General features: G+C 69.3%; 24 protein-coding genes. 7 read left to right on the top strand and 17 right to left on the bottom strand.

The annotated features are described in order from the left end of the window. Nucleotides 1-66: 66 nt before the first annotated feature. From ON21_RS10445 to ON21_RS10435, 3 genes are all read left to right on the top strand, one after another. On the top strand, nt 67-552 hold the full coding sequence (locus tag ON21_RS10445) for a nitroreductase family deazaflavin-dependent oxidoreductase (protein ID WP_039797518.1): 486 nt from the start codon (nt 67-69) through the stop codon (nt 550-552). Nucleotides 553-691: 139 nt separating this feature from the next. Next, nucleotides 692-1,057 carry a helix-turn-helix domain-containing protein gene (locus ON21_RS10440; protein ID WP_039797517.1) on the top strand — a complete coding sequence of 122 codons (366 nt, stop codon included), beginning with the start codon at nt 692-694 and terminating at the stop codon, nt 1,055-1,057. Between the two features lie 191 nt (nt 1,058-1,248). After that, nucleotides 1,249-2,013, top strand: a complete 765-nt coding sequence (locus tag ON21_RS10435; protein ID WP_039797516.1) for a DUF8020 domain-containing protein — start codon at nt 1,249-1,251, stop codon at nt 2,011-2,013. Between the two features lie 56 nt (nt 2,014-2,069). Here the strand turns inward: ON21_RS10435 and ON21_RS10430 are convergent, their stop codons facing one another. After that, nucleotides 2,070-2,567: a hypothetical protein gene (locus ON21_RS10430; RefSeq protein ID WP_039797515.1), complete on the bottom strand. Its 498-nt coding sequence runs from the start codon at nt 2,565-2,567 to the stop codon at nt 2,070-2,072. Between the two features lie 199 nt (nt 2,568-2,766). Here ON21_RS10430 and ON21_RS10425 point away from each other — a divergent pair, with 199 nt between their 5' ends. Both ON21_RS10425 and ON21_RS10420 read left to right on the top strand, forming a co-directional pair. Then, nucleotides 2,767-3,417 (top strand): DUF6968 family protein, encoded by a 651-nt coding sequence (locus ON21_RS10425; protein ID WP_157170780.1) that lies wholly within the window; start codon nt 2,767-2,769, stop codon nt 3,415-3,417. 174 nt (nt 3,418-3,591) lie between these two features. Next, complete coding sequence (locus ON21_RS10420; protein WP_039797513.1) at nt 3,592-4,956, top strand: WS/DGAT/MGAT family O-acyltransferase; 1,365 nt, start codon at nt 3,592-3,594, stop codon at nt 4,954-4,956. A gap of 24 nt (nt 4,957-4,980) precedes the next feature. On the opposite strand, the gene ON21_RS10415 is transcribed toward ON21_RS10420, so the two are convergent. Then, on the bottom strand, nt 4,981-7,092 hold the full coding sequence (locus ON21_RS10415) for an AMP-binding protein (RefSeq protein ID WP_051020646.1): 2,112 nt from the start codon (nt 7,090-7,092) through the stop codon (nt 4,981-4,983). A 292-nt stretch (nt 7,093-7,384) separates the two neighbouring features. Here ON21_RS10415 and ON21_RS10410 point away from each other — a divergent pair, with 292 nt between their 5' ends. Further along, complete coding sequence (locus tag ON21_RS10410; protein ID WP_039797512.1) at nt 7,385-7,618, top strand: hypothetical protein; 234 nt, start codon at nt 7,385-7,387, stop codon at nt 7,616-7,618. Nucleotides 7,619-7,624: 6 nt separating this feature from the next. Here the strand turns inward: ON21_RS10410 and ON21_RS10405 are convergent, their stop codons facing one another. The 3 genes from ON21_RS10405 to ON21_RS10395 are packed head-to-tail and all read right to left on the bottom strand — an operon-like array spanning nt 7,625 to nt 9,373. Then, on the bottom strand, nt 7,625-8,464 hold the full coding sequence (locus ON21_RS10405; protein ID WP_039797510.1) for an RNA polymerase sigma factor SigF: 840 nt from the start codon (nt 8,462-8,464) through the stop codon (nt 7,625-7,627). Beyond that, nucleotides 8,454-8,894: a hypothetical protein gene (locus ON21_RS10400; RefSeq protein ID WP_051020644.1), complete on the bottom strand. Its 441-nt coding sequence runs from the start codon at nt 8,892-8,894 to the stop codon at nt 8,454-8,456. The genes ON21_RS10405 and ON21_RS10400 overlap by 11 nt, the downstream gene beginning before the upstream one ends. Next, nucleotides 8,894-9,373 (bottom strand): Dps family protein, encoded by a 480-nt coding sequence (locus ON21_RS10395; protein WP_039797508.1) that lies wholly within the window; start codon nt 9,371-9,373, stop codon nt 8,894-8,896. The genes ON21_RS10400 and ON21_RS10395 overlap by 1 nt, the downstream gene beginning before the upstream one ends. 231 nt (nt 9,374-9,604) lie before the next feature. On the opposite strand from ON21_RS10395, the gene ON21_RS10390 reads away from it, so the two are divergent. Next, nucleotides 9,605-11,092 (top strand): mannitol dehydrogenase family protein, encoded by a 1,488-nt coding sequence (locus tag ON21_RS10390; RefSeq protein ID WP_083880525.1) that lies wholly within the window; start codon nt 9,605-9,607, stop codon nt 11,090-11,092. Here the strand turns inward: ON21_RS10390 and ON21_RS10385 are convergent. The 12 genes from ON21_RS10385 to ON21_RS10330 all read right to left on the bottom strand — a co-directional run. Beyond that, nucleotides 11,089-11,847 (bottom strand): acyl-[acyl-carrier-protein] thioesterase, encoded by a 759-nt coding sequence (locus ON21_RS10385; RefSeq protein ID WP_039797506.1) that lies wholly within the window; start codon nt 11,845-11,847, stop codon nt 11,089-11,091. The genes ON21_RS10390 and ON21_RS10385 overlap by 4 nt on opposite strands. 258 nt (nt 11,848-12,105) lie before the next feature. Continuing rightward, the gene (gene der / locus ON21_RS10380; protein ID WP_039797504.1) at nt 12,106-13,524 is read right to left on the bottom strand and encodes a ribosome biogenesis GTPase Der; all 1,419 of its coding nucleotides are present in this window, start codon (nt 13,522-13,524) and stop codon (nt 12,106-12,108) included. After that, nucleotides 13,521-14,228 (bottom strand): (d)CMP kinase, encoded by a 708-nt coding sequence (gene cmk / locus ON21_RS10375; protein ID WP_039797521.1) that lies wholly within the window; start codon nt 14,226-14,228, stop codon nt 13,521-13,523. The genes der and cmk overlap by 4 nt, the downstream gene beginning before the upstream one ends. A gap of 35 nt (nt 14,229-14,263) precedes the next feature. After that, a complete protein-coding gene (locus tag ON21_RS10370) occupies nt 14,264-15,343 on the bottom strand; it encodes a pseudouridine synthase (RefSeq protein ID WP_083880524.1) in 1,080 nt (359 codons plus the stop codon). 9 nt (nt 15,344-15,352) lie between these two features. After that, a complete protein-coding gene (scpB, locus tag ON21_RS10365; protein WP_039797502.1) occupies nt 15,353-16,009 on the bottom strand; it encodes an SMC-Scp complex subunit ScpB in 657 nt (218 codons plus the stop codon). 55 nt (nt 16,010-16,064) lie between these two features. Continuing rightward, a complete protein-coding gene (locus ON21_RS10360; protein ID WP_039797519.1) occupies nt 16,065-16,871 on the bottom strand; it encodes a segregation and condensation protein A in 807 nt (268 codons plus the stop codon). 512 nt (nt 16,872-17,383) lie between these two features. Continuing rightward, a complete protein-coding gene (locus ON21_RS10355; protein ID WP_039797501.1) occupies nt 17,384-18,328 on the bottom strand; it encodes a ParA family protein in 945 nt (314 codons plus the stop codon). A 190-nt stretch (nt 18,329-18,518) separates the two neighbouring features. Then, nucleotides 18,519-18,983 carry a cupin domain-containing protein gene (locus ON21_RS10350; RefSeq protein ID WP_039797500.1) on the bottom strand — a complete coding sequence of 155 codons (465 nt, stop codon included), beginning with the start codon at nt 18,981-18,983 and terminating at the stop codon, nt 18,519-18,521. 153 nt (nt 18,984-19,136) lie between these two features. Then, a complete protein-coding gene (gene xerD / locus ON21_RS10345) occupies nt 19,137-20,081 on the bottom strand; it encodes a site-specific tyrosine recombinase XerD (RefSeq protein ID WP_039797498.1) in 945 nt (314 codons plus the stop codon). A gap of 6 nt (nt 20,082-20,087) precedes the next feature. After that, nucleotides 20,088-20,747, bottom strand: coding sequence for an NUDIX domain-containing protein (locus ON21_RS10340; RefSeq protein WP_039797496.1), 660 nt, complete (start codon nt 20,745-20,747; stop codon nt 20,088-20,090). Nucleotides 20,748-20,751: 4 nt separating this feature from the next. Beyond that, the gene (gene pyrG, locus ON21_RS10335; RefSeq protein WP_039797493.1) at nt 20,752-22,473 is read right to left on the bottom strand and encodes a CTP synthase; all 1,722 of its coding nucleotides are present in this window, start codon (nt 22,471-22,473) and stop codon (nt 20,752-20,754) included. Nucleotides 22,474-22,698: 225 nt separating this feature from the next. Next, the coding region (locus ON21_RS10330) for a copper transporter (RefSeq protein ID WP_039797491.1) at nt 22,699-22,994 on the bottom strand (296 nt) is incomplete at its 5' end.

Below are 22,994 nucleotides of genomic sequence, written 5' to 3'. Positions count from 1 at the left end.
GGATCAATCATTCGCCACCGCTCCCGATTCCACCGCCGCACCCCGGCCCGAGCGGGGTGATCGCTGATGCCGAACCGGCCGCGCCATCTCGATTCGCCGCTGGTCACGACCGTCATCAAGTACATGTCCCGAGCGCAGGCCCGGGTGTATCGCCGAACCGGAGGGCGTGTCGGCGGACGATGGCGGATCGGAGCGGGCTTCCATAAGCCGGTACCCACCTTGTTGCTCGAGCATCGGGGCCGCAGATCGGGCAAGCTGTTCACCGTCCCGCTGCTGTATCTCGTCGACGGCGCCGACCTGGTGGTTGTCGCCTCCCAGGGCGGGTTGCCGAATCATCCCCAGTGGTATTTCAATCTCCTGGCGCATCCCGCGACCCAGGTGCAGATCGGCGCCGAGCACCGTCGCGTCCGCGCCCGCGTGGCGAGCCCGGACGAGAAGAATCGGCTGTGGCCCTTGCTCGTAGCCCTCTACGCGGACTTCGACACCTATCAATCCTGGACCGAGCGCGAGATCCCGGTGCTGATTCTCCAGCCGGAGGACCGCGCGCACTGACCCGGCGCGTCGAGCGAGGTCCGCACCCGACCTCCCCCATGATGTTCAGCGTTACCGGCGCGGAGGGCGCCGCCCGCCCGCCGGAGCAGTGCGACGCAATCGATCGACTCGACCGAGGATGGGAGAGCGTGTGGCGAAAATGGGTAGGCGGAAACGGTCCAGGCTGATCACCAGCGGGATGCTGCGGGAGAAGCACCAAGAGGCAGAGCACGGCGCACCGGCGCCGCGGCCCCCGAAAGAGGTCGAGACGGCCATCGTGCTCGACCTCGACGCGCTCGCCACGCGCGTGCGAGCGCGGCGGCGGGAGATGAAGTGGACCCAGGCGGACGTGGCGGGCAACGGCGGCCCACCGGCAAAGGCGATCAGCGAGATCGAACGGTCCCGCAATCCGCGGCCCGATGCCGTGGTGCTCGACCGGCTCGACGCGGGACTGGAGTGGCCGCCCGGCACCAGCGCGACGATCCTGCGCGCCCGGCAGGCAAGCGAACTCGCCGCCGCGCGCTGACCCGGCGGATCCGAAATTCGGCCGGTCGGAGAATTTTTCATCTCCGGCCGGTCGAGCCGGAACGCTCATCGGTTGCTGCGGGCGCTGCTAGGCTGCTCGACGACCCTAGACGACTGCTCTTGCGCCGCCGGAGTGCGCGGGTCCGGCCGTGTTGGACGCAGGTGTGAACCCGATGAAGGAATGGACGAATCATGCAACTCCGCGGCATCACTGCGGCAGCGATACTCGCCATCGGCTCGTTGACCCTCAGCGCGGGCGTCGCGCACGCCGAGCCCGCTCCGGACATCACCTACTCGGCCAAGATCGTCGACCAGACCGTGGTCGCCGCGCTCCGGGGCGGAACCTTCGAATTGTCCAAGGCACTGCGTGATCAGCCCGCGGGCGACGAGAACGCTCGACTAACCGAGCGCAACGGGGTGCTCGTCGACCATGCCGGCGCACCGGCCGACATCGCGCAGGTGATCGACGTGGTCGACATCCGGGACCGCGACGGCCGCGTCGCGATGACCTTGCCGCTCGACTTCCGGATCGCGGGAACCGCCATTCCGGTGCGCCCGGAGGTGAAGAAGGACAGCACGGTGCTCGAGCTGAAGCCGACCAGGCCGGAGGGCATCGCGATCACCGAGCCGCTGGTGGCCAAACCGGTCGCGTCCATGACCGAGAACCAGCGCGCCCGTGACGAATTCGCCAGCCAGTTCGGACTCGCCACCGCCATCGGCGGTTTCGTCGGCACCGCCATCGGCGCCACGATCGGCTGCCTGGTCACCATCGCCGTCGGTTGCGTGGCCGGTCTGCTGACCGGCGCGAGCCTCGGCGGCATCCTCGGAACCATCGCGGTCGGCGGACCCACACTCGTCGTTGCGGGTGTCGACCTGCTCACCACGCTGCAGGCGGCGGACGGCACCACCCGCTTCGCCGACAAGCCCGTCCAACCCGCTCCGGCCCCGACCAAGTAGCCGTCTCCCGGCGGCGTGTGACACGCCGCCGGGAGAGAGCTCCGTCGACCGCGCCGCTACAACAGCGGCGCGGTCGTCGTGTTCGAGCGGCCCACTCGCTCGTCGTTGATCAAGTGATAGGCGCGCCCCAGGTCGTCGAGCGCACGCTCCCATCTGGTGTCCGCGTCGTGGCCGCGGGGATTGCGGCTGAGCAGCAGCAGGGCCTCGGCCGCGTCCGCCGACCGCGCGGCGGCGTCCAACAGCACCGGCACCGGTTCCACGGTGGCGCCCGCCGCCAGCGCGCCGATGCGGTCGTGCAGCCAGTGCGCGTCGAAACGCGCTTGCTCCGTGGGGTTCTCGCCGTTCACCGGCAGGGTGCTGACCGCGGCGGCCCGTGCGGCCTCCGCGTCGTCCATCGTCGTGGTGACGACGTGACGCAGCTCGCTGCTCGCGATCCGGTGTAGCAAACCGATCAGTAGGACACGTTCGGCGTCCGGACCGTGCAGACCGGTCTCACCCGCCCGTGCGCCGACCTCTTCCGGGTCGACGCGCAGGATCGACAGAACCGCTCGCAACTGCGCAATCGTAACCACTTCGTCCGCCCCTCCTCATCGTCGCGGCCCCACCATCACACCCTCGGCGACAGCCTGCCAAACGCGAGGCGCGTTAACCGTCCGGTAGCCCTTTTGCCGATACGGCGTGTCTTCACACTGCGGTCCAGCTCACCTCGAACCGCAGGATAAACCGGGGTCCAACTTGGGTACTCCAGACATCATGAGAGCGATACCGGCGCGGGTCACTGGTGACACGACCACGCCCGCAGTGCGCGAATCCGAACACGGCGGTGCGATCGCGAGCATGAAATGGCGGCGGATCAGGGAGGTGATCGCCACCCGAACCGTCTGCGATGACACCCGAGAAGTCTCCATCGAGGTGGGAAAACCGCAGATGGCACCGGGCGAAACCGGTGTGGTGTGCGGTTTCCGCATCCAGGGCATCGGCGAACGATGGGCGCACGGCGTCGATTCCATCGCCGCGCTCTACCGCGCGTTCCAGGAGATCGCTCAGGAGCTGCGGGAGGCCAACAGCCACGGCGCGCACTTCGCGGTGACCGAGCCGTCCGACCCCGGCTTCCCCGCGGCCCCCGCCCGTCCCTCGCGCGCCGCCACGACGGTCGCCTGCGAGCCGCAGGCGCTCATCGCGGCCCGCACTTTGCACGATGCCGACAGCTCGTTGTCGATCATCATCGGCAGGCCGTACCTGGCGTCGGGTCGGCGCGAGCACCTGTGCCGATTCCACATCAGCAAGCAGGGCGCGTCACTGGCCAGCGGCGTCGACGAGATCCAGGCTCTGCACACCGCGATCAGCATGATCAGCGAACGCCTCCAACTGCCACCGGATTGGCCGATCAGCCGCCTGTCCTGAGGCCGGCGCGCACAATTCCGTGACGAACCGCCCAGCCGGTCCGGATTCGGCATCGAATCATCGGTGGTGGATCGTCGTTCGACCGGCGTAGATCTCCCGCGCCATGAGCAGTCACGGCCTTCCCCCACGTCCGGAACCAGACCGTGGCGGAGCGTCGCCAGGAGGGAACTGCGCATGGAATTCATCTCGCCGGTGGACGCCCTGTTCCTCATCGCGGAATCACGCGAGCATCCGATGCACGTCGGTTCGCTGTCGATCTTCGATCCCGTCGAGGGCACCGGACCCGAATTCGCCCGGCGCGCGTACGCCACGCTCGCGGCCGATCAGAACTTCCATCCCACCTTCCGCAAGCGGCCCGCCAGCCTCTTCGGCACCCCGCAGCTGGCATGGACCGTGGACAGCGCCATCGACCTCGACTACCACGTCCAGCGGTGGGCGCTACCGGAAGCGGGTGGCCTGGACGCCCTGACCGAGGTAGCCGCGGGACTGCACAGCACCCTGCTCGACCGGCACCGGCCGCTGTGGGAGGCGCATCTGATCGAAGGACTCGCAGGCGACCGGGTCGGCTTGTACGCCAAGATGCACCACGCCCTCATCGACGGCGTCGGCGCGCAACGCCTGTTGCAGCGAACGCTCACCACCGACCCGGAATCCGGCGAAGCGCTGGTGCCCTGGCATCTCCCGCCGTCGACCCGGCCACGCGCGAACGCACCGCGCGGGCAGACGCTCGGCACCCGGACGCGCGCCCTGATCGCCGCGGCGAGTTCGGCGCCGTCGGCCCTGCGCCTGGCCCGCACCGCGCTGCTCGAGCAGCAGTTGACGCTGCCCTTCGCCGCACCGCGCACCATGTTCAACGTCCCGATCGGCGGGGCCCGCCGCTGCGCCGCCCGTTCCTGGCCGCTGGACCGGATCCGGCAGGTCAAGAAGATGACCGGCACCACGCTCAACGACGTGGTGCTGGCCATGTCGGCGGGCGCGCTGCGCACGTACCTGCTCGAACACGTCGCCCTGCCGGACAAGCCGCTGATCGCCATGGTGCCGGTCTCACTGCGTCCCGAATCCGACGACGGTGACGGCGGGGGCAACGCCGTGGCGGCACTGCTGTGCAATCTGGCCACCGACCTGCCCGACCCGGCCGCGCGGCTGGCGGCGATCAGCTCCTCGATGCATCGCAGCAAAGAGATCTACCGCGCGCTCACCCCCGTCCAGGCGGTCTCGCTGTCGGCGCTGACGCTCAGTCCGCTCGCCCTGTCACTGCTGCTTCCCGTCACCGCCGCGCTGACCAGCCCGCCGTTCAACATCGTCATCTCCAACATTCCGGGGCCGCGCGAACCGCAGTACTGGAACGGAGCGCGCGTCGCGGCCGGTTACCCGCTGTCGATCCCGCTCGACGGCCAGGCGGTGAACATCACCCTCACCAGCAACGCCGACAGCCTGGACGTCGGCATCGTCGCCTGTCGCCGCAGCGTGCCGGACGTGGCCAGGCTGCTCGATCATCTGGAATCCGCGTTGACCGACCTCGAGGACACCGTCTATTGAGCGCCGGACGCTGCCGCCGGAAGGTCAGGGCGATCCCGCGGTGCCGAGACCGTTGATCGACGGCGGCAGCTCCGGTCCGGTCGCGCCGGGACCGGCGAGCAGACGCTTGAGGATCTTGCCGGTGTCACCGCGCGGCAGCGCCGAGAGGAAGGTGACGTCGCGCGGCACCGAGAAGCGGCTCAAGCGGTTGCGGATGTAGGTGCGCACCATGTCCGAATCCAGACCGGACCCTTCGCGTTTCACCACGAACGCCGCGAGCCGCTGACCGAATTCGTGGTCCGGCACACCGACCACGGCGACATCGCTGACCTGCGGTAGGTGCGCGAGCGCCTCCTCGACCGGGCGCGGGAAGACGTTCTCGCCACCGGAGATGATCATCTCGTCGTCCCGTCCTGCGATGAACAACCGGCCCGCGGCGTCGAGATAGCCCAGGTCGCCGGTGTCGAGCATGCCGTGCGCTTCGTCCGGTGGCGCCGCGTTGACGTAGCCGTCGAACAACATGTGGTTGCCGACGAAGATATGTCCGGTGGCGCCGATCGGCAGCCTGCGATGGTCCGGCCCGAGCACGGCGACCTTCGTGCCCAGCGGCGGGCGGCCCGCTGTGGTCGGCGCGGTGTGCAGGTCCTCGGGGGTGGCGATGGTCGCCCAGGAGACCTCGGTGGAGCCGTAGACGTTGTAGAGGACGTCCCCGTACGCCGCCATGAATCGCTCGACGGTCGCGCCCGCCAGCGGCGCACCGCAGCTGATCATGTGCCGCAGGCTGGAGGTGTCGTAGCGAGCACGCACGTGCGCGGGGAGGTCGAGGATGCGCTGCACCATGGTCGGCACCACGATCACCGTGTTGACCCGATGCTCGGCGATGCGGCGCAGACAGTCCTCCGCGTCGAACCGTTCGGCCAGCACCACCGTCGCGCGCAGCGCGGTGCTCAGTTGCAGGCCGGCCAGCCCCCAGGTGTGGAACAGCGGCGCCGGGATCAGCATGGTCTCGTTCGTCTGCATCGGGATGCGCGACAGCAATGCCGCGATGGACCCGAAGCCCTTCGGATGCGGCCTGCGCGCGCCCTTCGGCGTCCCGCTGGTCCCGGAGGTGAGCACGATGAGCCGTCCCGGCTGGGCAGGCGTACGGAACGTCGTGTGCCCCTCCGCCACGAGTTGGTTCACGGTGGTCCGGTCCGGCACCGGAGGACGCTCGTCGGTGTTGTATCGCGGGATGTCGGTGTGCAAGTAGCGCACCAACTCCTCCAGGTCGCCGTCGACGAACAGCGCCGACAGGCGGTCGCGCTGGACGATCTCCTCGATGGTGCGGCCCGCGAGCCCGGCATTCAGCAGGGCTACGTCCACACCCGCTTTGCCCGCGGCGACCATGCATTCGACCATGGCCGCGTGGTTGCGTGCCAGCAGCCCGATGGCGTCGCCGGGGCCGAGGTCGTGCGCGGCCATCGCCGCGGCCAGCGCGTTGGTGCGCTCGTGCATATCGGCGAAGGACCGGGTGCCGCGGTCGTCGATGATCGCGGTCCGCTCCGGCGCATACGCCGCGCCCGCCGCGTACCCGCCCGCCAGGTTGAAACCCCACTTCGCCAGGGAGCGCAGCTGTTTGAGACTCCGATCGAGACGAACCGGCAGCACGACGCCGGTGGCCACCATCTGCCGCGCCACGCCCGCGTTGCGCCGGATCGGCGAATCCTCGCCGTTGACGACCAAGGAGGTCCGCGCGCCCTTGGCGACGTCGGCCACCCGTTTCAATCCGCTCTTGGTCCACTCCGCGATCGCCACATTGGACAGCTCGGCCACCCGCGGGTGCACTCGGCTCGGCGCGAAATAGGTGACCGTGACCTTGGTGCGTTCCTCGTCGCCGTGCAGCCGCACCGAGGCGAAGCTGCCCAGGGCGGCGTACTGCATTTCGAAGCTCTCGTACCACCGGCCCACGTTCAGCCGGATCTGGTGGGTGCGGATGCCCGACTCGTAGGTGCCGACGCGCATCTGCCAGACCACATTGCCGTCGGCGGATTGGATCTGCTCGCACGCGCCGATTCCCGTGAACATGCGCGGATACGTCTGCGGTTCGAGCAGCAGATCCCAGATGGTCTTGCGGGCGATCGCGAATTCGGCGACTACGTCGATGACATCGGTAACCAACTTGTGCACTTCTCGTCGGCCGGTTCGAAGAACTTCGGGTCGGCGGGTAGCTCCTTTGTAACGTCAGTCACAAGCGAGGTCAAGTAGCCGGTGCATCGTCGCCGTTACCAGCGATACGCAGGAAATACGCTGCGATTGCCCAGCATTCACTTGAGCCTGGGAACCGGCCCAAATCACCAGCGCGGCGCCTGTGAATCAGCCCAACGATCACCCGAACTCCCGCGGGCGGCGACCAACGCTCCTAACGTCACAGACGCCTGCTCGGCACAACCGCACGCTGGCTGGAGAGGTTATGGACGACAAGCCCGCACGACGAATCGCGCACTCCCGTACCGAGGAGATCCTCGACTTCTTCGGCAAATGCCGAGCGTGCGGATATCCCGCTTACGCGGAGACCACCACCCTGCGCTACGACAACGGCGATCGGGAGACCAAGATCATCGCCAGCTGCGCCCTGCCGTGCGGTTGGACGGGTGAGGTGTCCGCCACGCCGATGACCGGCTCGGCCGCCCGCCCGCGCACGTGAGCGCGGTCAAGCCGCGGTCGACGCGAGTTCGTCCGGACCGAGCGCGCGTTCGCGCAATTCCTTCAGAATCCGGGCGAGGATGCGCGACACCTGCATCTGGGAGACGCCCAATTGCTCGGCGATCTGGCTCTGGGTCCGCGACTCGTAGAAGCGCATGATCAGCACCTGCCGATCGCGTGGCGGCAACTCGGCGATCAGGGGACGCACGGCCATCGCCTGTTCCAGCAGGTCGTAGCACGGTTCCTCGGCCCCCAGCGTGTCGGCGAGCGACTGCGGCGCGCCGTCGCCGTCCTCCCGGCCTGCCGCGTCCAGCGAGTTGGCCTGGTAGGCGTTGCCCGCGATGAGCGCCTGCGTGACCTCGACGAGGTCGACGTCCAATTCCTCGGCGATCTCCCTTGCGGTCGGCATCCGCCCGAGGCGATGCGACAGCGTCTCGGTGGCCGGGCCGACGCGCAGCTGGATCTCCTTGAGCCGGCGCGGCACTCGCAGCGACCACGTGTGGTCCCGGAAGTGCCTGCGCACCTCGCCCATGATGGTGGGAACAGCGAACCCGAGGAAGGAACTGCCGCGCGAGACGTCGAACCGGTCCACCGCCAGCACCAGCCCGACCCGGGCGATCTGCAGCAGGTCCTCGTAGTTCTCACCGCGACCGGAGAACTTCCTGGCGATGTGCTCGGCGAGGGGAAGACACCGCCGGGTCACCTCCTCGCGCAGCGCCGCGCGGTGCGGATCGCCCTCGTCCATGGCGGCCATCTTCTCGAACCACGGCTCGATGTTGTCGTAGCTGTCGCCCCCGCGGGTCCGGCCCGCCGTGCCATTTCCGTCGGTCGTGAACTCACGTGTCATCAAATGGTCCTCGTTCCCAACTGAATTCGATAACGGTCGGATACCCGCCGAGTTCGGAATCAAAAGGGCCACGGGAAATCGAGAGGGATCGGGTGAGCATGCGGACGAGTTCCCAGCTCAACGGATCGCGGTGCGCGTCGTCGCCGACCACGGCGACGGCATCGACGCGCACGCTCATCCGACCCAGGCCGTAGGTGAACGCACAGCCGAGCGCCGAGCCCGGCAGAGCATCCGCCAGCAGCATCGAGGCCGCCTCGTTGATCGCCAAGCGGATGTCCGAGGCCGCGTCGAGGGGCGCCTCGGCGACCAGGCACACGGTGTCGGTCATCGCGCGGATCAACGCGAGCTGTCGCGCGTCGGCGGGGATCCGCACCGTGACCGTGGCGGTCTCGGTGGCCTGCGCGCCGAACGCGCACGTGATCAGCCGCATCAGACCGTGGCGAGCTGCGCTTGCCACATCCAGTGCAACTGTTCCAGCCGCGCCGCGATCGCCAGGAACAGATCCTGGGTCACCGGATCGGCCTTCTCGGTCGCCGCGATGCGCTCACGCAGCCGCTTGATCACGGCGGCGAGGTTGCCGACGATCGTGTCGATGACGTCGGTGTCCTGCTGCCAGCCCTCGCCGATACCCAGTGCGCCGGAATCCCTGGCCACGCTCGCGGCGCGCCCGTCCGGGCTGACTCCCACGGCGGTAGCGCGTTCCGCGGCCGAGTCCGTGAACTCCCGTGCCACGGTTACCAACTCATCCAGCGCCAGGTGCACCGATCGGAAGTTGGAGCCGATCACGTTCCAGTGCGCCTGCTTCGCGATCAGCGACAGGTCGATCAGGTCGACCACCGTCGCCTGGAGGGTCTCGCCCGCGATGCGCTGCTGCTCCGGGTCCAAAGTACTGGTGATGGGTTGGGACATCGCGCTGAACCTTTCTGCCGTCGATCGGGTCATCGACGGTCTACCCAGCTCCGTGGCGATAAACCCCCCGGTCGCTTCCCGGCCGGGCGAAACGGGGTGACCGCCCCGGCAGGAACCCGCACGGCACTCGTCGGCACGGCCTGGAATCGTTGCTGCCGAGCCCGCCGACCTGACCGGTGCCGAACTTCCGCTGCACTATGGTGTGATCCACACAACACCGGGAGGTGCGGGATGCCGGAACGGACGACCACGCCCCTACAGGCGGCGACGCTGGCCTGCCTCGCAGGCCGGGTTTCGACACCGGGCTACGACCGATCTCGAATCACCACGGGCATAGTGCATTTCGGTGTCGGCGGGTTCCATCGAGCCCACCAGGCGATGTACGTCGACCGCTTGCTCGAACGCGGGCTCGCGCAGGACTGGGGCATCTGCGGGGTCGGTGTGCTGCCCGGCGATCGCCGCATGCGCGACGTACTGCGGGCCCAGGACGGCTTGTACACGCTGTCGACGGTCGCGCCGGACGGCACGTGGACAACGCGCGCGATCGGCTCGCTGGTCGACTATCGGTACGCGCCGGACGATCCCGCGGCCGTCGTGGCGAAGCTCGCCGATCCGGGGACCCGCATCGTCTCGCTCACCATCACCGAAGGCGGTTACCGCATCGCCGCCGCCACCGGGGAATTCGACCCGGACGATCCCGCCATCCGCGCCGATCTGGCCGCAGACGCGCCGCCCGGCACCGTGTTCGGACTCGTCACCGAAGCGCTGGCCCGCCGCCGAGCCAGCGGCGTCGCGCCGTTCACCGTGCTGTCCTGCGACAACATCGAGGGCAACGGGAACGTCGCGCGCCGAATGTTCGGCGCGTTCGCCGCGCTGCGCGATCCGGGGCTCGGAGCCTGGGTGGCGGAGCAGGTGCGCTTCCCGAATTCGATGGTGGACCGGATCACCCCGGTGACCCCGCCCGGCGCGACCGGCGAGATCGAGCGGCGCTACGGGATCACCGACCGCTGGCCGGTGCTGACCGAGCCGTTCGCGCAGTGGGTGCTGGAGGATTCCTTCGGACTCGGCCGTCCGGCCTTCGAGGAGGTCGGCGTGCAGGTGGTCGACGACGTCACCCCGTACGAGCTGATGAAATTGCGGTTGCTGAACGCGAGCCACCAGGCACTGTGCTACTTCGGATACCTGAGCGGATACCGGCTGGTCCACGAAGCCGCACAGGATCCGGCCTTCCGGCGGTTCCTGACGCGCTACATGGACGCCGAGGCGACGCCGACGCTGCGCGCGGTGCCCGGAGTCGACCTCGGCGACTACAAGCGGACGCTGCTCGACCGGTTCGCCAATCCCGCGATCGGCGACACCATCGCCCGGCTGTGCGCGGAATCCTCCGACCGGATCCCGAAGTGGCTACTGCCCGTGGCCAGGGCGCAGCTGGCCACCGGCGGTCCGATCGACTGCGCGGCGGCGGTCGTCGCGAGCTGGGCACGCTATGCCGAGGGCGTGGACGAGCACGGGCAGCCGATCGAGATCGTGGACCGGCTGCGCGACCGGCTGGTCCCCCTCGCGCGGCGGCAACGCGAGCAGCCCACCGCTTTCCTCGGCGAACGCTCGCTGTTCGGCGACCTGATCGACCACCCCCGGTTCGTGACCGCGTATCTGGCGGCCCTGGACAACCTGCGCACCAGGGGCGCACACGCCACCGTCGAACAGTTGGCCGGTTAGCGCGGGGTGACGCGGGCGACCGCACGGCAGTCCGCGCCGACGGCGAACCACACGTCCAGTCTCGAGTCGGTGCGGCGGGCGACGAGCTCGAGGTGCTCGGCGGACCGCACCGGTTTCCCGTACTCGACCACCACGCGGTGCGGACCCGATTTCAGTTCGGCGTGATCGGCGAGTACTTCTTCGAGCGCGGTGAGATAGACCGCGTTGTTCACATGGTCGAGCAGGTCTATGTCGGTGGCCCGGAGCGGGAAGGACCAGATCTGCACGCCGGGCTCGCCCGCCGCGGGCATGGGCTCGGTGAGCTCGGCTTTCCAGCGGAGCCGGTGCTCGGTCGTGCAGTCCAGCATGGGCGCGAGAAACCGATCGCTCATCCGGGTCGGGACGCCCGATTCGGTGCCGAAATGGATCAGGAAACTCTCGGTCTCCACCAGCCCGCCCGCGCTGCCGCCGATCTGGACGCGCATCGTGCACCACCGGGTGGACGTCGCCGAAGGCCACCGCCGCAACGTCGCCGACTCACCGAATCCGAGCGGCTTGAGCGCGTCGATCACCGTCCTGCGGATCACCCACAAGCGATGGATGTCGCCGTCTTCCAAGACCTCGAGATGGTCGTAGCCGACGTCCTGGAGGTAGCGCGCGACACCGTCGAGTCGCAGGCGCTGGTCGCGGTCGGTGTCGGCGAGGCGCACCGGCCATCCCGTCTCGAAAGGAGTCAGGACGGGCGGAGGTTCCGGCAGCACGCTGGGAATACCCATGCCCGGATGATGCCAGATATTTGCCGGAACTGCGGGAGGTAACGCCCATATCGTCATCTATACGAGAAACTATTGCTCCCGTTAGGCTTTTGATCAAGCCGCCCCATAACGGATATGACTCGCTGGCAATTAGCTTCGGCCCAGGCGTTGCCTGCTCTCCAGCCGTCCCTACCGCCGCACGCCTATCCGCACGAGCCTCCCGATCGGCATCGGAACCGAGGCGAGGCCCCGGGGTTCCCGTGGCCTCGCCGTTGTCGCCTACTTCTTCGAACGATCCCGCTTCTCCCGCACCCGCACCGAGATGCGCACCGGGGAGCCGTCGAAACCGAATTCCTCGCGCAGCCTGCGCTCCAGGAAGCGCCGGTAGCCCGCCTCCAGGAAGCCGGTGGTGAACAGCACGAACGTGGGTGGCCTCGTGGTCGCCTGGGTGGCGAACAGCACGCGGGGCAACCTGCCGCCGCGCATCGGCGGCGGGGTCGCGGCGATCACTTCCTTCAGCCAGTTGTTGAGCCTGCCGGTGGGAATGCGCTTGTCCCAGGATTCGAGCGCGGTCTCCATGGCGGGTACCAGCTTCTGCACCGCGCGCCCGGTGTGCGCGGAGATGTTGACCCGCTGCGCCCACGGCACCCGGACCAGGTCGCGGTCGACCTCGCGCTCCAGTTGCAGGCGACGATCCTCGTCGACCAGGTCCCACTTGTTGAACGCCAGCACCAGCGCCCGCCCGGAATCGGCGACCATGCTGATCACCCGCAGATCCTGTTCGGTGATCGGCTGCGAGGCGTCGATCAGCATGATCGCCACCTCCGAGGCCTCCAGCGCGGATTTGGTGCGCAACGAGGCGTAGAACTCGGTGCCGCTGGCATTGGCCACCTTGCGGCGCAACCCGGCGGTGTCGATGAACTTCCACACCTTGCCGCCCAGTTCGACCAGGGAGTCCACCGGGTCGACCGTGGTGCCCGCGACATCGTGCACCACGGAGCGCTCGTCGTTCGCCAGCTTGTTGAGCAGGCTCGACTTGCCGACGTTCGGCTTGCCGACCAGCGCCACGCGACGCGGGCCGACGCCGCCGGTCCCCTCGCGCGGAGTTTCCGGGAGCACCTCGAGCACGTCGTCGAGCAGGTCGCCGGTGCCGCGGCCGTGCGCGGCGCTGACCATGCGCGGCTCGCCGAGTCCCAACGACCACAGCGCCGCCGCTTCCGCTTCCACCCGCTGGTCGTCGACCTTGTTGGCGACCAGGATGACCGGGACCGCGGAGCGGCGCAGCTTCTTCACGGCCGCCTCGTCGGTGGCGGTGGCGCCCACGACGGCGTCGACAACGAGCAGGATCGCGTCTGCGGTGTGCATGGCCAATTCGGCCTGGCGGGCCACCGATTGCTGCAGCCCCTTCGCGTCGGGCTCCCAGCCGCCGGTGTCCTGGACCAGGAACCGCCGACCCGCCCAGTTCGCCTCGTAGGACACGCGGTCGCGAGTCACGCCCGGGATGTCCTCCACGACCGCCTCACGACGGCCGAGGATCCGGTTGACCAGCGTCGACTTGCCCACGTTCGGCCTGCCGACCACGGCCAGCGTCGGCATCGCGACGTGCGCGGAGTCCTCGAATTCGCCCTCTAGATCGGTCAGCTCCCAGTCGGCTTCGTCGCTCCAGACGCCGTCGCCGGCGAGCACGTCCCCGTTCATCGTTTCCCTCCGGCCCCGCACGCCGAGACCTGCTCCGCGACCACGCGGTACAGCTCGTCGATGACCTCGTCCATGGACAGTTCGCTGGTGTCGACCTCGACCGCGTCCTCGGCGGGGCGCAGCGGGGACACCTTGCGGGTCGAGTCGAGCGTGTCGCGGCGCTGCACGTCGGCGAGCACGCCCGCGTAGTCATCGCCCCGGCCCTCGGCGATGTTCTGCTGATTGCGCCGGTGCGCCCGCGCCTCGGCGGAGGCGGTCAGGTAGATCTTGGCGTCCGCGGCGGGCAGCACGACGGTGCCGATATCGCGGCCCTCGACCACGATCCGACCCGCGGCCACCGTGATCTCGCGCTGCATGGCGACGAGCAGCTCACGCACCTCGGGCACCGCGGAGACCGCGGAAACCGCCTTGGTGACGGCGTCGCCGCGAATCTCCGACCGCACGTCCTCGCCGTCCAGCTCGATCACCTCGCGGCTGGGATCGGTGCCGATGGACAGCGGCAACTCCTTGACCGCGGCGGCGATGGCCGCGGTGTCGGTCAGCTCGATGCCCGCGCGCAGCACGCGCAGCGTCGCCACCCGGTACATCGCGCCGGTGTCGAGGTACCGGGCGCGGAGCCGGGTGGCCAAGCGCCGGGAGACGCTCGACTTCCCGGTGCCCGACGGCCCGTCCATGGCGACCACCAGCGGGCTCGTACCGGCCATCCGCGCCGGCGCCTGCACCGGGATCTCCACACCGTTCACAACGACACCGCCTCGTAGAGTTTGCCGATTTCATCGCGGCCGAGCACGCGCAGCGTGCCGGGCCGCTGGTCGCCGAGCGCGACCGGACCGATATGGGTGCGGACCAGCCGAATGACCGGGTGACCCACCGCGTCGAGCAAGCGGCGCACGATGTGCTTGCGCCCCTCGTGCAACACCAGCTTCACCAAAGAACGTCCCTCCCCCAGCTCGAGCACCTGGAAGCGGTCGACCTTGGCGGGACCGTCCTCCAGCTCGAGGCCTTCGCGCAGCCGCTTGCCCACCGCGCGATTGTTGACCTCGCCGTGCACCGTCGCCAGATAGGTCTTGGAGACCTCGAAGGACGGGTGCATCAGCCGGTGCGCCAGATCGCCGTCGTTGGTGAGCAGCAACAGACCCTCGGTGTCGGCGTCCAGCCTTCCGACATGGAACAGTCGCTGGCCCGCGGCGATCCGCTCGGCCACGATGTCGCCGACACAGGGACGTCCCAGGTCGTCGGACATGGTCGACTGCCAGCCCTTGGGTTTGTTCAGCGCGACGTGCACCAGTTCCTCGCGCACCACCACGCGCGTGCCGTCGACGCGCACCACCGCGTGCTGCGGGTCGATGCGCAAGCCCTGCTCGCGCACGATCATGCCGTCGACCTCGACGCGGCCCTGCGCGATCATCTCCTCGGCGGCCCGGCGCGAGGCCACGCCCGCCTTGGCGAGCACCTTCTGCAACCGCTCCCCCTCGCCCCACGGGAGCTTGGCGTGTCCTCCGGACGGGGCGGCTTCGACGTTCTGGTGGCGCGCGGGCTTGGCGTTGCTCAGCAGCGGCGGCTGTGCGGCCTGCCGCTGCGGCTTGGGCTTCTTCTTGTTCGCCGCGGCCGTGTGCCGCTGCGGGCTCGGAGCCGGGGCCGATCCGCGCTGGGCAGCAGCTCGGCCTGCCCCACCCTGCTGGGCGCCACGCGAGGCGATCCCCCGCTGGGCCGAACGAGCGTCGCGCGAACTCGAGCCGCGGCTCGCGCCGCCCCGTTCGGGCTGTGCGCCGCGTTTCCTACGATCCGGTGTGCCATCTCGGCGAGCGGGCGTATTCATGATGTCCTGTCACTCTTCGGTGCCGAGGTCCAAGTCGGCCTCGGCGGGTTTCCTCAACCTGGTGTACCGGGGGTCCGTCTCCAGGCTCTCGTTGATCTCGTCGATCAGGTCGACGCCCGGAAGCAGCGGCGCCAGTGGCGGCAGATCGCTCAGCGAAGCGAGTCCGATCCGTTCCAGGAACAGCTCGGTCGTGCAGTACAGCGTCCCGTTGGTCTCCGGGTCCACGCCTGCCTCGGCGATCAGACCCCTGGCCAGCAGTGTGCGCATGACCCCGTCGACGTTCACGCCGCGCACCGCGCTGACCCTGGTCCTGGTCACCGGCTGACGGTATGCCACCACCGCCAGCGTCTCCAAGGCCGCCCGGGTCAGTTTCGATCGGGAGCCGTCGAGCAGCATCCGCTCCACATACGGCGCGTACTCGCTGCGAGTATAGAAGCGCCAGCCGTCACCGACGAAACGCAGATCTATCCCACTGGATCGCGCCGACAGCTCGGCGGACATCTCCCGCAGGGTCCGCTCGACGCGCTCGGAACTGTCGCCGAGAGCGGTCGCGAGCTGGTCAACCGGTGCGGGCGAGTCGATGACCAGCAGCATGGCCTCCAGCGCCGAACGCAGATCGGCGTCCGCGAGCGGTTCGGGGGTGAGTTCCACCACTGCCTCGCTCACGACTGCGCCTCGCCGGAGTCCGGCTCCGTCGTGCGCGATCGCACACTGTGCTCGCTCACCCGTAGTCCTCCTCGATTGTCACGGTGTCCACCTGTTGCGCGGCCTCGTCGCCGATCCAGCTGACCGCCAAGGGACCGAGCGGATCGGGCTGATCGAACTCGATCGTCTTGCCGCGATACAGCTCGAGCAGCGCCAAGAAGCGGGCGACTATCTGGACCGGGACCTCGCAGTCGGCGACCAGTTCGCCGAACGAGGTCCACGCACCCGCACCACGCTGTTTGAGCCGCTCCAGCACCAGTGCCGCCTGCTCGGCCACCGAGATCGCGTGCGTGTGCAAGTGGTCGAGCCCGACCTTGGGTACCGGACGGGGCCGGAAGGCCGCCGCGGCGATCGCGGCGAACTCCGCCGCCCCGACACCCAGCGTAACCTCGGGCAGCAGACCGGCGTAGCGCTCCTCCAGGCCGACCGCGCGCGGATAGCGGCGCAGCGCGGCCGCCTCCAGCTCGCCGAGCAGTTCGGCGACCTGCTTGAAGGCGCGGTACTGCAGCAGCCGGGCGAACAGCAGGTCGCGCGCCTCGAGCAGTTCGAGATCCTCGGCGTCGGTCATCTCCCCGGACGGCAGCAGGCGCGCCGCCTTCAGGTCCAGCAGCGTGGCGGCGACGACCAGGAATTCCGTGGTCTGGTCCAGGATCTTGTCCGCGCGCAACGTGTTCTGTCGCGCCATGTTCGCGGTCAGCGCCTTGGTGTAGGCGATGAACTCGTCGGTGACCTTGTGCAACGCCACCTCGGTGACGTCCAGCTTGCGCGAGCTGATCAAGGTGAGCAGCAGGTCGAACGGTCCCTCGAAGTTGCTCAGCCGCAGCCGGAATCCGGACGCCTGCGGTTCGGACGCCTGCGAGGTGTCGGGTGAAGGACCGGAGGCGGCCGACGTGTCCGGCGCAACGCCAGAGGCGTCCGGTGCGTCCGAACGGCCGAGCGCAGCCGACGAACGGCCATCCGCGTCCGGCTCGTCTGCCGGAAGGCCCCGTTCGTCCGACTCGGCAGCGGGCTGATCGCCCGATGTGCCAGCTCCTTGCCGCGCGACCGTCTCGGGCTGCACGGGTGGTTTCGGGGATGGTTCGTCCGCGGTGTCCTGCGGAACCGGGGTATCGCCCCCTCGGGCGGGGCGGGACGTCGCGCCTCCGACAATGGCCGGGTTCGGGCGTCGGGGGTCGGCGGCGTCCCGACCTGCGGCGATGAAGGCGGCGGCCGCATTTCCGAGTGCGGGACCCCGCACGGCATCGGGCGCGCGGTCGTCCGGCGTCGGTCCGGCCGGGGAAGACCCCTGGCCGGACGGGTTGTTGTGGGACGCAGACGAGGGGTCGGAGCGGCCGGTCACCGGCCGGATCGGTGGATGACTTCCCGAGCCATCGACCGATACGCCTCGGCGCCACTGGATTTCGGCGCCCATGTGGTGATCGGCTCGCCCGCGACGCTGGCGTCCGGGAAACGGACGGTGCGCGCGATGGCGGTGTCGTAGACCAGATCACCGAACACCTCGACCACGCGCGCCATGACCTGGCGGGAATGCAGCAGTCGAGAGTCGAACATGGTGACCACTATTCCGTACAGGCTCAACCGCGGGTTCAGCCGGTCCCGCACCTTCTCGACGGTGTCGTTGAGCAGCGCGAGGCCGCGCAGCGAGAAATACTCGCACTCCATCGGAATGATCACGCCGTCCGAGCAGGCCAAGGCGTTGACCGTGAGCAGACCGAGCGAAGGCTGGCAGTCGATGAGGATGTAGTCGTAGCGGTTGCGGATCGGCTCCAGCGCCCGGCCGAGCGTCTGTTCCCGGCCCACCTCGTTGACCAGCTGGATCTCGGCGGCGGAGAGGTCGATGTTGCTCGGCAGCAGGTCCATGTTCGGGACCCGGGTCTGCATCAGCACGTCGTCGACCGACACCTTGGAGCCGATGAGCAGGTTGTGCACGGTCAGGTCGAGGTCGTGGTGGGCGACGCCGAGCCCGGCCGACAGCGCGCCCTGCGGGTCCAGGTCGACGAGCAGGACGCGACGGCCGTATTCGGCCAGCGCGGCACCGAGATTGATGGTGGAGGTGGTCTTGCCGACGCCGCCCTTCTGGTTGCACATGGCCACGATCAACGCGTCGCCGTGCTGACCGACCGGCGGCGGGTCCGGCACCAGCCGCAACGGCCGTCCGGTCGGGCCGAGCGTCGCATCCTCCGGGACCGGCTCCACTCCGTGGCCCCACAGCGTTTCCGCCGCGGCGTCCGAGTACGGACCCGGTCGCGAGCCCGTAAGCGGCTCCGCCCCAGCACCCATCGGCGGCTCTGCCGCTCCGGCTGTCGTCACGATCCGCTGCTCCTTATACGTTCCTGCCGGTTGCCTCGCCGAGCGTAGCGAGGCCGATCAGGGCCGACCTCGCTTTCGTGCGGTCCAGCTCTCGATAGACGCTACCGCTTGACGGCACTCGAGTGCCGCGCCTGCGCGCGGCGTGTTCGTGCAGCGCTGGTCAGCGCCATTGCGGTCCGCCATCGAAATGAACGTCGAACCGGTCGTGCAACTCGTTCATACTGTCCCAGTCCGCCTCCCCGCGTGCGATCCGGCCGAGTTGCCGGAAGTACTCGAAGCGGACGATACCGGGTGTGAGCACAGCCAGAAACTCGGCGGGCCCGTCGGCGGCGGCTCCGAAGGCGTGCACCACGCCCGGCGGAACCACCACCAAGCCGCCTTCGCCCACCGCGTTCCGCGCGCCGTCCACCAGGAAATCCATTGTGCCGCTCAGCACATAGAAGATCTCGGTCGACTTCGTGTGATGGTGCGGCCGGGTGCCGTCCGCACCCGCGGCCAGGGTGAGCCGGTTGGCGCCGAAGAGTCCTTCGGAGTTCTCGCTGTCCTCGAGCAGCCGGAAGGAGCCGCCGCCGGGCAGCGGAATCGCCTCGACGTCGGCCTGGTGGACGATGAAAGACTTTGCCATGCAATTCACCTCGCGTTGTGGTCGGAAACCGAGCCGTCGGCGAACAACACCGCGCCCACCCGGCAGACCAGCACAACCGGACTGAAGTCCACTTTGTTCCGTCGCGTCGCCGAGCCGGCTTGCGCACGCGCGAATTCCATCCGCGGCAATGGATCACCGGGCGCGGGGATGCGCGGTGGCCCAGACTTCGCGCAGGGTGTTGACCGTCACCAAGGTGTAGATCTGGGTCGTGGTCACCGAGGCGTGGCCGAGCAATTCCTGCACCACCCGGACATCGGCGCCACCGTCGAGCAAATGGGTGGCGAAGGAGTGGCGCAGCGTGTGCGGCGACACCGACGCGGCGATGCCCGCGCGTTCGGCGGCGGTGTGCAGCACCTGCCAGGCGCTCTGCCGGGACAGCCTGGCGCCGCGGACATTCAGGAACAGGGCTCCGGCGTTGCCTTTTCCGCGCGCGGCGAGCACCGGGCGCCCCCGAACCAGATAGGCGTCCACGGCGGCGAGCGCGGGCCGCCCGATCGGCACCAGACGCTGTTTCCCGCCTTTGCCGCGCAGTACGACCGCCCGTTCCTCGATGTCGAGATCGTCGACGTCCAGCCCTACCGTTTCCGAGATCCTGGCGCCGGTGGAGTACAGCAACTCCAGCAGCGCGCGGTCGCGCAGGCCGCGCGGTCCGCCGTCCACGCCCGCGGCGGGGTCGCCCTGACCACCGCCCGCCGCCTCCAGCAGTTTCAGCACCTGGTCATAGGGCAGCGCCTTGGGCAACCTGCGCCCGGGCGCGGGCGGCTTCACCGCGTGCGCCACATCCGTGTCGGTCAGTCCTTCCGCGGCGGCGAAGCGATGCCAGCCGCGCACCGCGATCAGCGCGCGGGCCACCGAACTCGCCGCGAGCGGCGGGTGCCCTGGACCCCCCGAGCGCAGCGCCATGGTGAACTCCGCGACATCGGACTCGTCGACCCGGTCGAGCGAGCCGATGCCGCGCCCGGCCAAGAAGTCCAGGTACCGGCCGAGGTCACGCCGGTAGGCGCCCAGGGTGTTGGGCGCGACGCCGCGCTCGACGGCGAGGTGGTCGAGATAGGTGTCGAGCTCGCGGCCGAGCACCTCCGGTCAGTCTTCGGACTTCTCGGCCGCCTTGCGGCGGAGGAAGGTCGTCGGCTGCCCGTCCCATGGCGCGTCCGGCGGCCGCGGATCGATGCCGCCCGCCCGCGCGGCCGCCAGCGCGAGCACGCCCGCCACCGCGGTGGCGTTGACGATCTCGCCGCTCAGCGCGGCGCGGACCGCCGCGTCGACCGGCATACGGACCACTTCCAGGTCCGCCTCCTCGAATTCCGGCTCCGGGCGCTCGGTTTCGTACAGCCCGCGGGCCAGGTAGACCCGCAGCGCCTCGTCGGTGAACCCGGGCGAGAGCGCCACGTCCACCAGGACCGCCCACTCCTCGGCGGCCAGCCCGGTCTCCTCGGCCAGTTCCCGGCGCGCCGCGAGCAGCGGGTCCTCGCCGGGCACATCGAGCAGGCCTGCGGGAAGTTCGAGCAGCCGCCTGCCGATCGGGTGGCGGTACTGGTTGATCAGCACCACGTTGTCGTCGTCATCGATCGCGGCGACGGCGACGGCGCCGTGGTGCTCGATCACCTCGCGCTCGACGACCCGGCCACCCGGCATCCGCACCTGGTCGAGCCGCAACGCGAGGATCGCGCCGCTGTAGACGGTCTTGCTGGATTCGATCTCGAAGTCGTGGCTGCCCGGCTCGGCAGCGCCCCCGTTGGTCATGCCGCTACGCCTGTTCCGCCGCTCCCGCCAATGCTTCGCCCGGAATGTCCACCGGGAGTTGTTCGGCCGCTTTGTATTTCAGCGCCGCCGAGATGAGCGCCGCGAACAGCGGATGCGGGCGGGTCGGCCTGCTCTTCAACTCCGGGTGCGCCTGCGTGGCGACGAAGAACGGATGCACGTCGGCGGGCAGCTCGACGAACTCGACCAGGTGCCCGTCCGGCGAGGTGCCGCTGAACTTCAAGCCGCTCTCGGCGATCTTGTCGCGATAGGCGTTGTTCACCTCGTAACGGTGACGATGACGCTCGGAGACGTGCTCGCTGCCGTAGGCCTGAGCGACGACCGAACCCTTCTCCAGCGTCGCCGGGTAGGCACCCAGCCGCATCGTGCCGCCGAGATCGGCTTCCCCCGCCACGGCCTGCTCCTGGTCGGCCATGGTGGAGATGACGGGGTGCGGCGTGTCCGGTTCGAATTCGGCCGAGTTGGCTTCGGCCAGCCCCACCGTGCGCGCCGCCTCGATCACGACGCACTGCAATCCCAGGCACAAGCCGAGCAGCGGAATGCCGCGGGTGCGCGCGTAGTGGATCGCGCCGACCTTGCCCTCGATGCCGCGGACGCCGAAGCCGCCGGGGATCAAGACGGCGTCCACGTCGTGCAACGCGTGCTGCGCGCCGGAGGGGGTCTCACACTCGTCGGAGGGCACCCAGCGAATGTTCACCTTGGCGCGCGAGGCGAACCCGCCCGCGCGCAGCGCCTCGGTGACCGAGAGGTAGGCATCGGGCAGGTCGATGTACTTGCCGACCAGTGCGACCTCGACGGTCTCGCGCGGCGAGTGCACCCGGTCGAGCAGGTCGCCCCACACGGTCCAGTCCACGTCCCGGAACGGCAGGCCCAGCCTGCGCACCACGTAGGCATCGAGCCCCTCCCGGTGCAGCACGCGGGGGATGTCGTAGATCGACGGCGCGTCCGGCGTGGAGATGCAGGCATCCACCTCGACGTCGCACATGAGCGCGATCTTGCTCTTCAGCGCCTGCGGAACCTCGCGATCGCAGCGCAGGATCAGCGCGTCGGGCTGGATGCCGATATTGCGCAGCGCGGCCACCGAGTGCTGGGTCGGCTTGGTCTTCAGCTCGCCGGAGGGCGCCAGGTAGGGCACCAGCGACACGTGCAGGAAGAAGACGTTGTCCCGGCCGACGTCGTGGCGGATCTGGCGGGCGGCCTCCAGGAACGGCTGCGACTCGATGTCGCCGACGGTGCCGCCGATCTCGGTGATCACCACGTCCGGGGTCTGCCCCTGCAGATCCGGGCCGCGCATCGCGAGGATCCGGTTCTTGATCTCGTCGGTGATGTGCGGGATCACCTGCACCGTGTCGCCGAGGTACTCGCCGCGGCGCTCCTTGGCGATGACCGACGAATAGATTTGCCCGGTGGTCACGTTCGCGTCCCGGGACAGGTCCCGGTCGAGGAAGCGCTCGTAGTGGCCGACGTCGAGGTCGGTCTCCGCGCCGTCCTCCGTCACGAACACCTCGCCGTGCTGGAAGGGGTTCATCGTGCCGGGATCGACGTTCAGATACGGGTCGAGTTTCTGCATCGTGACGCGCAGCCCACGCGCCGTCAGCAGCTGACCGAGGCTGGAGGCGGTAAGACCTTTACCCAATGAGGAGGCGACACCACCGCTGACGAAGATGTGCTTCGTGTCCGTTCGCGCCTGAATCCGTGTTTGACCCACGGGTCTTCACGGTAACACGAATCCGCCCGTCCGTTCGAATGCCACGCGCGTTTGCCCGCCGATCGCGGGCACCCAGGAAAGCCCTCGCGGCCGGACTGCGCGGTAGATCGCGACGCGGTCACCCGCGCGCCCGGTGAGCTGGTTGCGAAGACGCGCGTCAGCGGCCGATCGGGGCCGGGACCAGCGCGGACTCCGGTGTGCCGCCCACGACGGCGTTCCGGCCGGTCAGCCCGGCACCACGGCCAAAGTGAGCGAGGCGGCTTTCGCACCGGTGCCGTAGCGTCCCGCGCCCCCGTTGAGCTGTTCGGGGAGCGCGAGCACGGTCGTGACCCGGCCGAGTTCGCGCTCGACATTGTCGACGGTGCTCACCTGGGCCGCGAGCGCGGCGTCGGCGCGGACCACGCCGATCGGCCCCTGCCCGTCGGCCGCGCCGGCGCGACCGGCCAGCACCACTCCCGCGCCGCGGCCGCGCAAGGCGCCCGCGAAGCGCGCGGTGTTCGAGCCCGCGCCGTCCTTGCCCG

Origin of the sequence: Nocardia araoensis NBRC 100135, assembly GCF_000308435.1 — a bacterium.
Taxonomy (GTDB): domain Bacteria; phylum Actinomycetota; class Actinomycetes; order Mycobacteriales; family Mycobacteriaceae; genus Nocardia; species Nocardia araoensis.
Note: the sequence above shows the minus strand (reverse complement) of the source record. Positions and strands in the feature narration are given on the sequence as shown.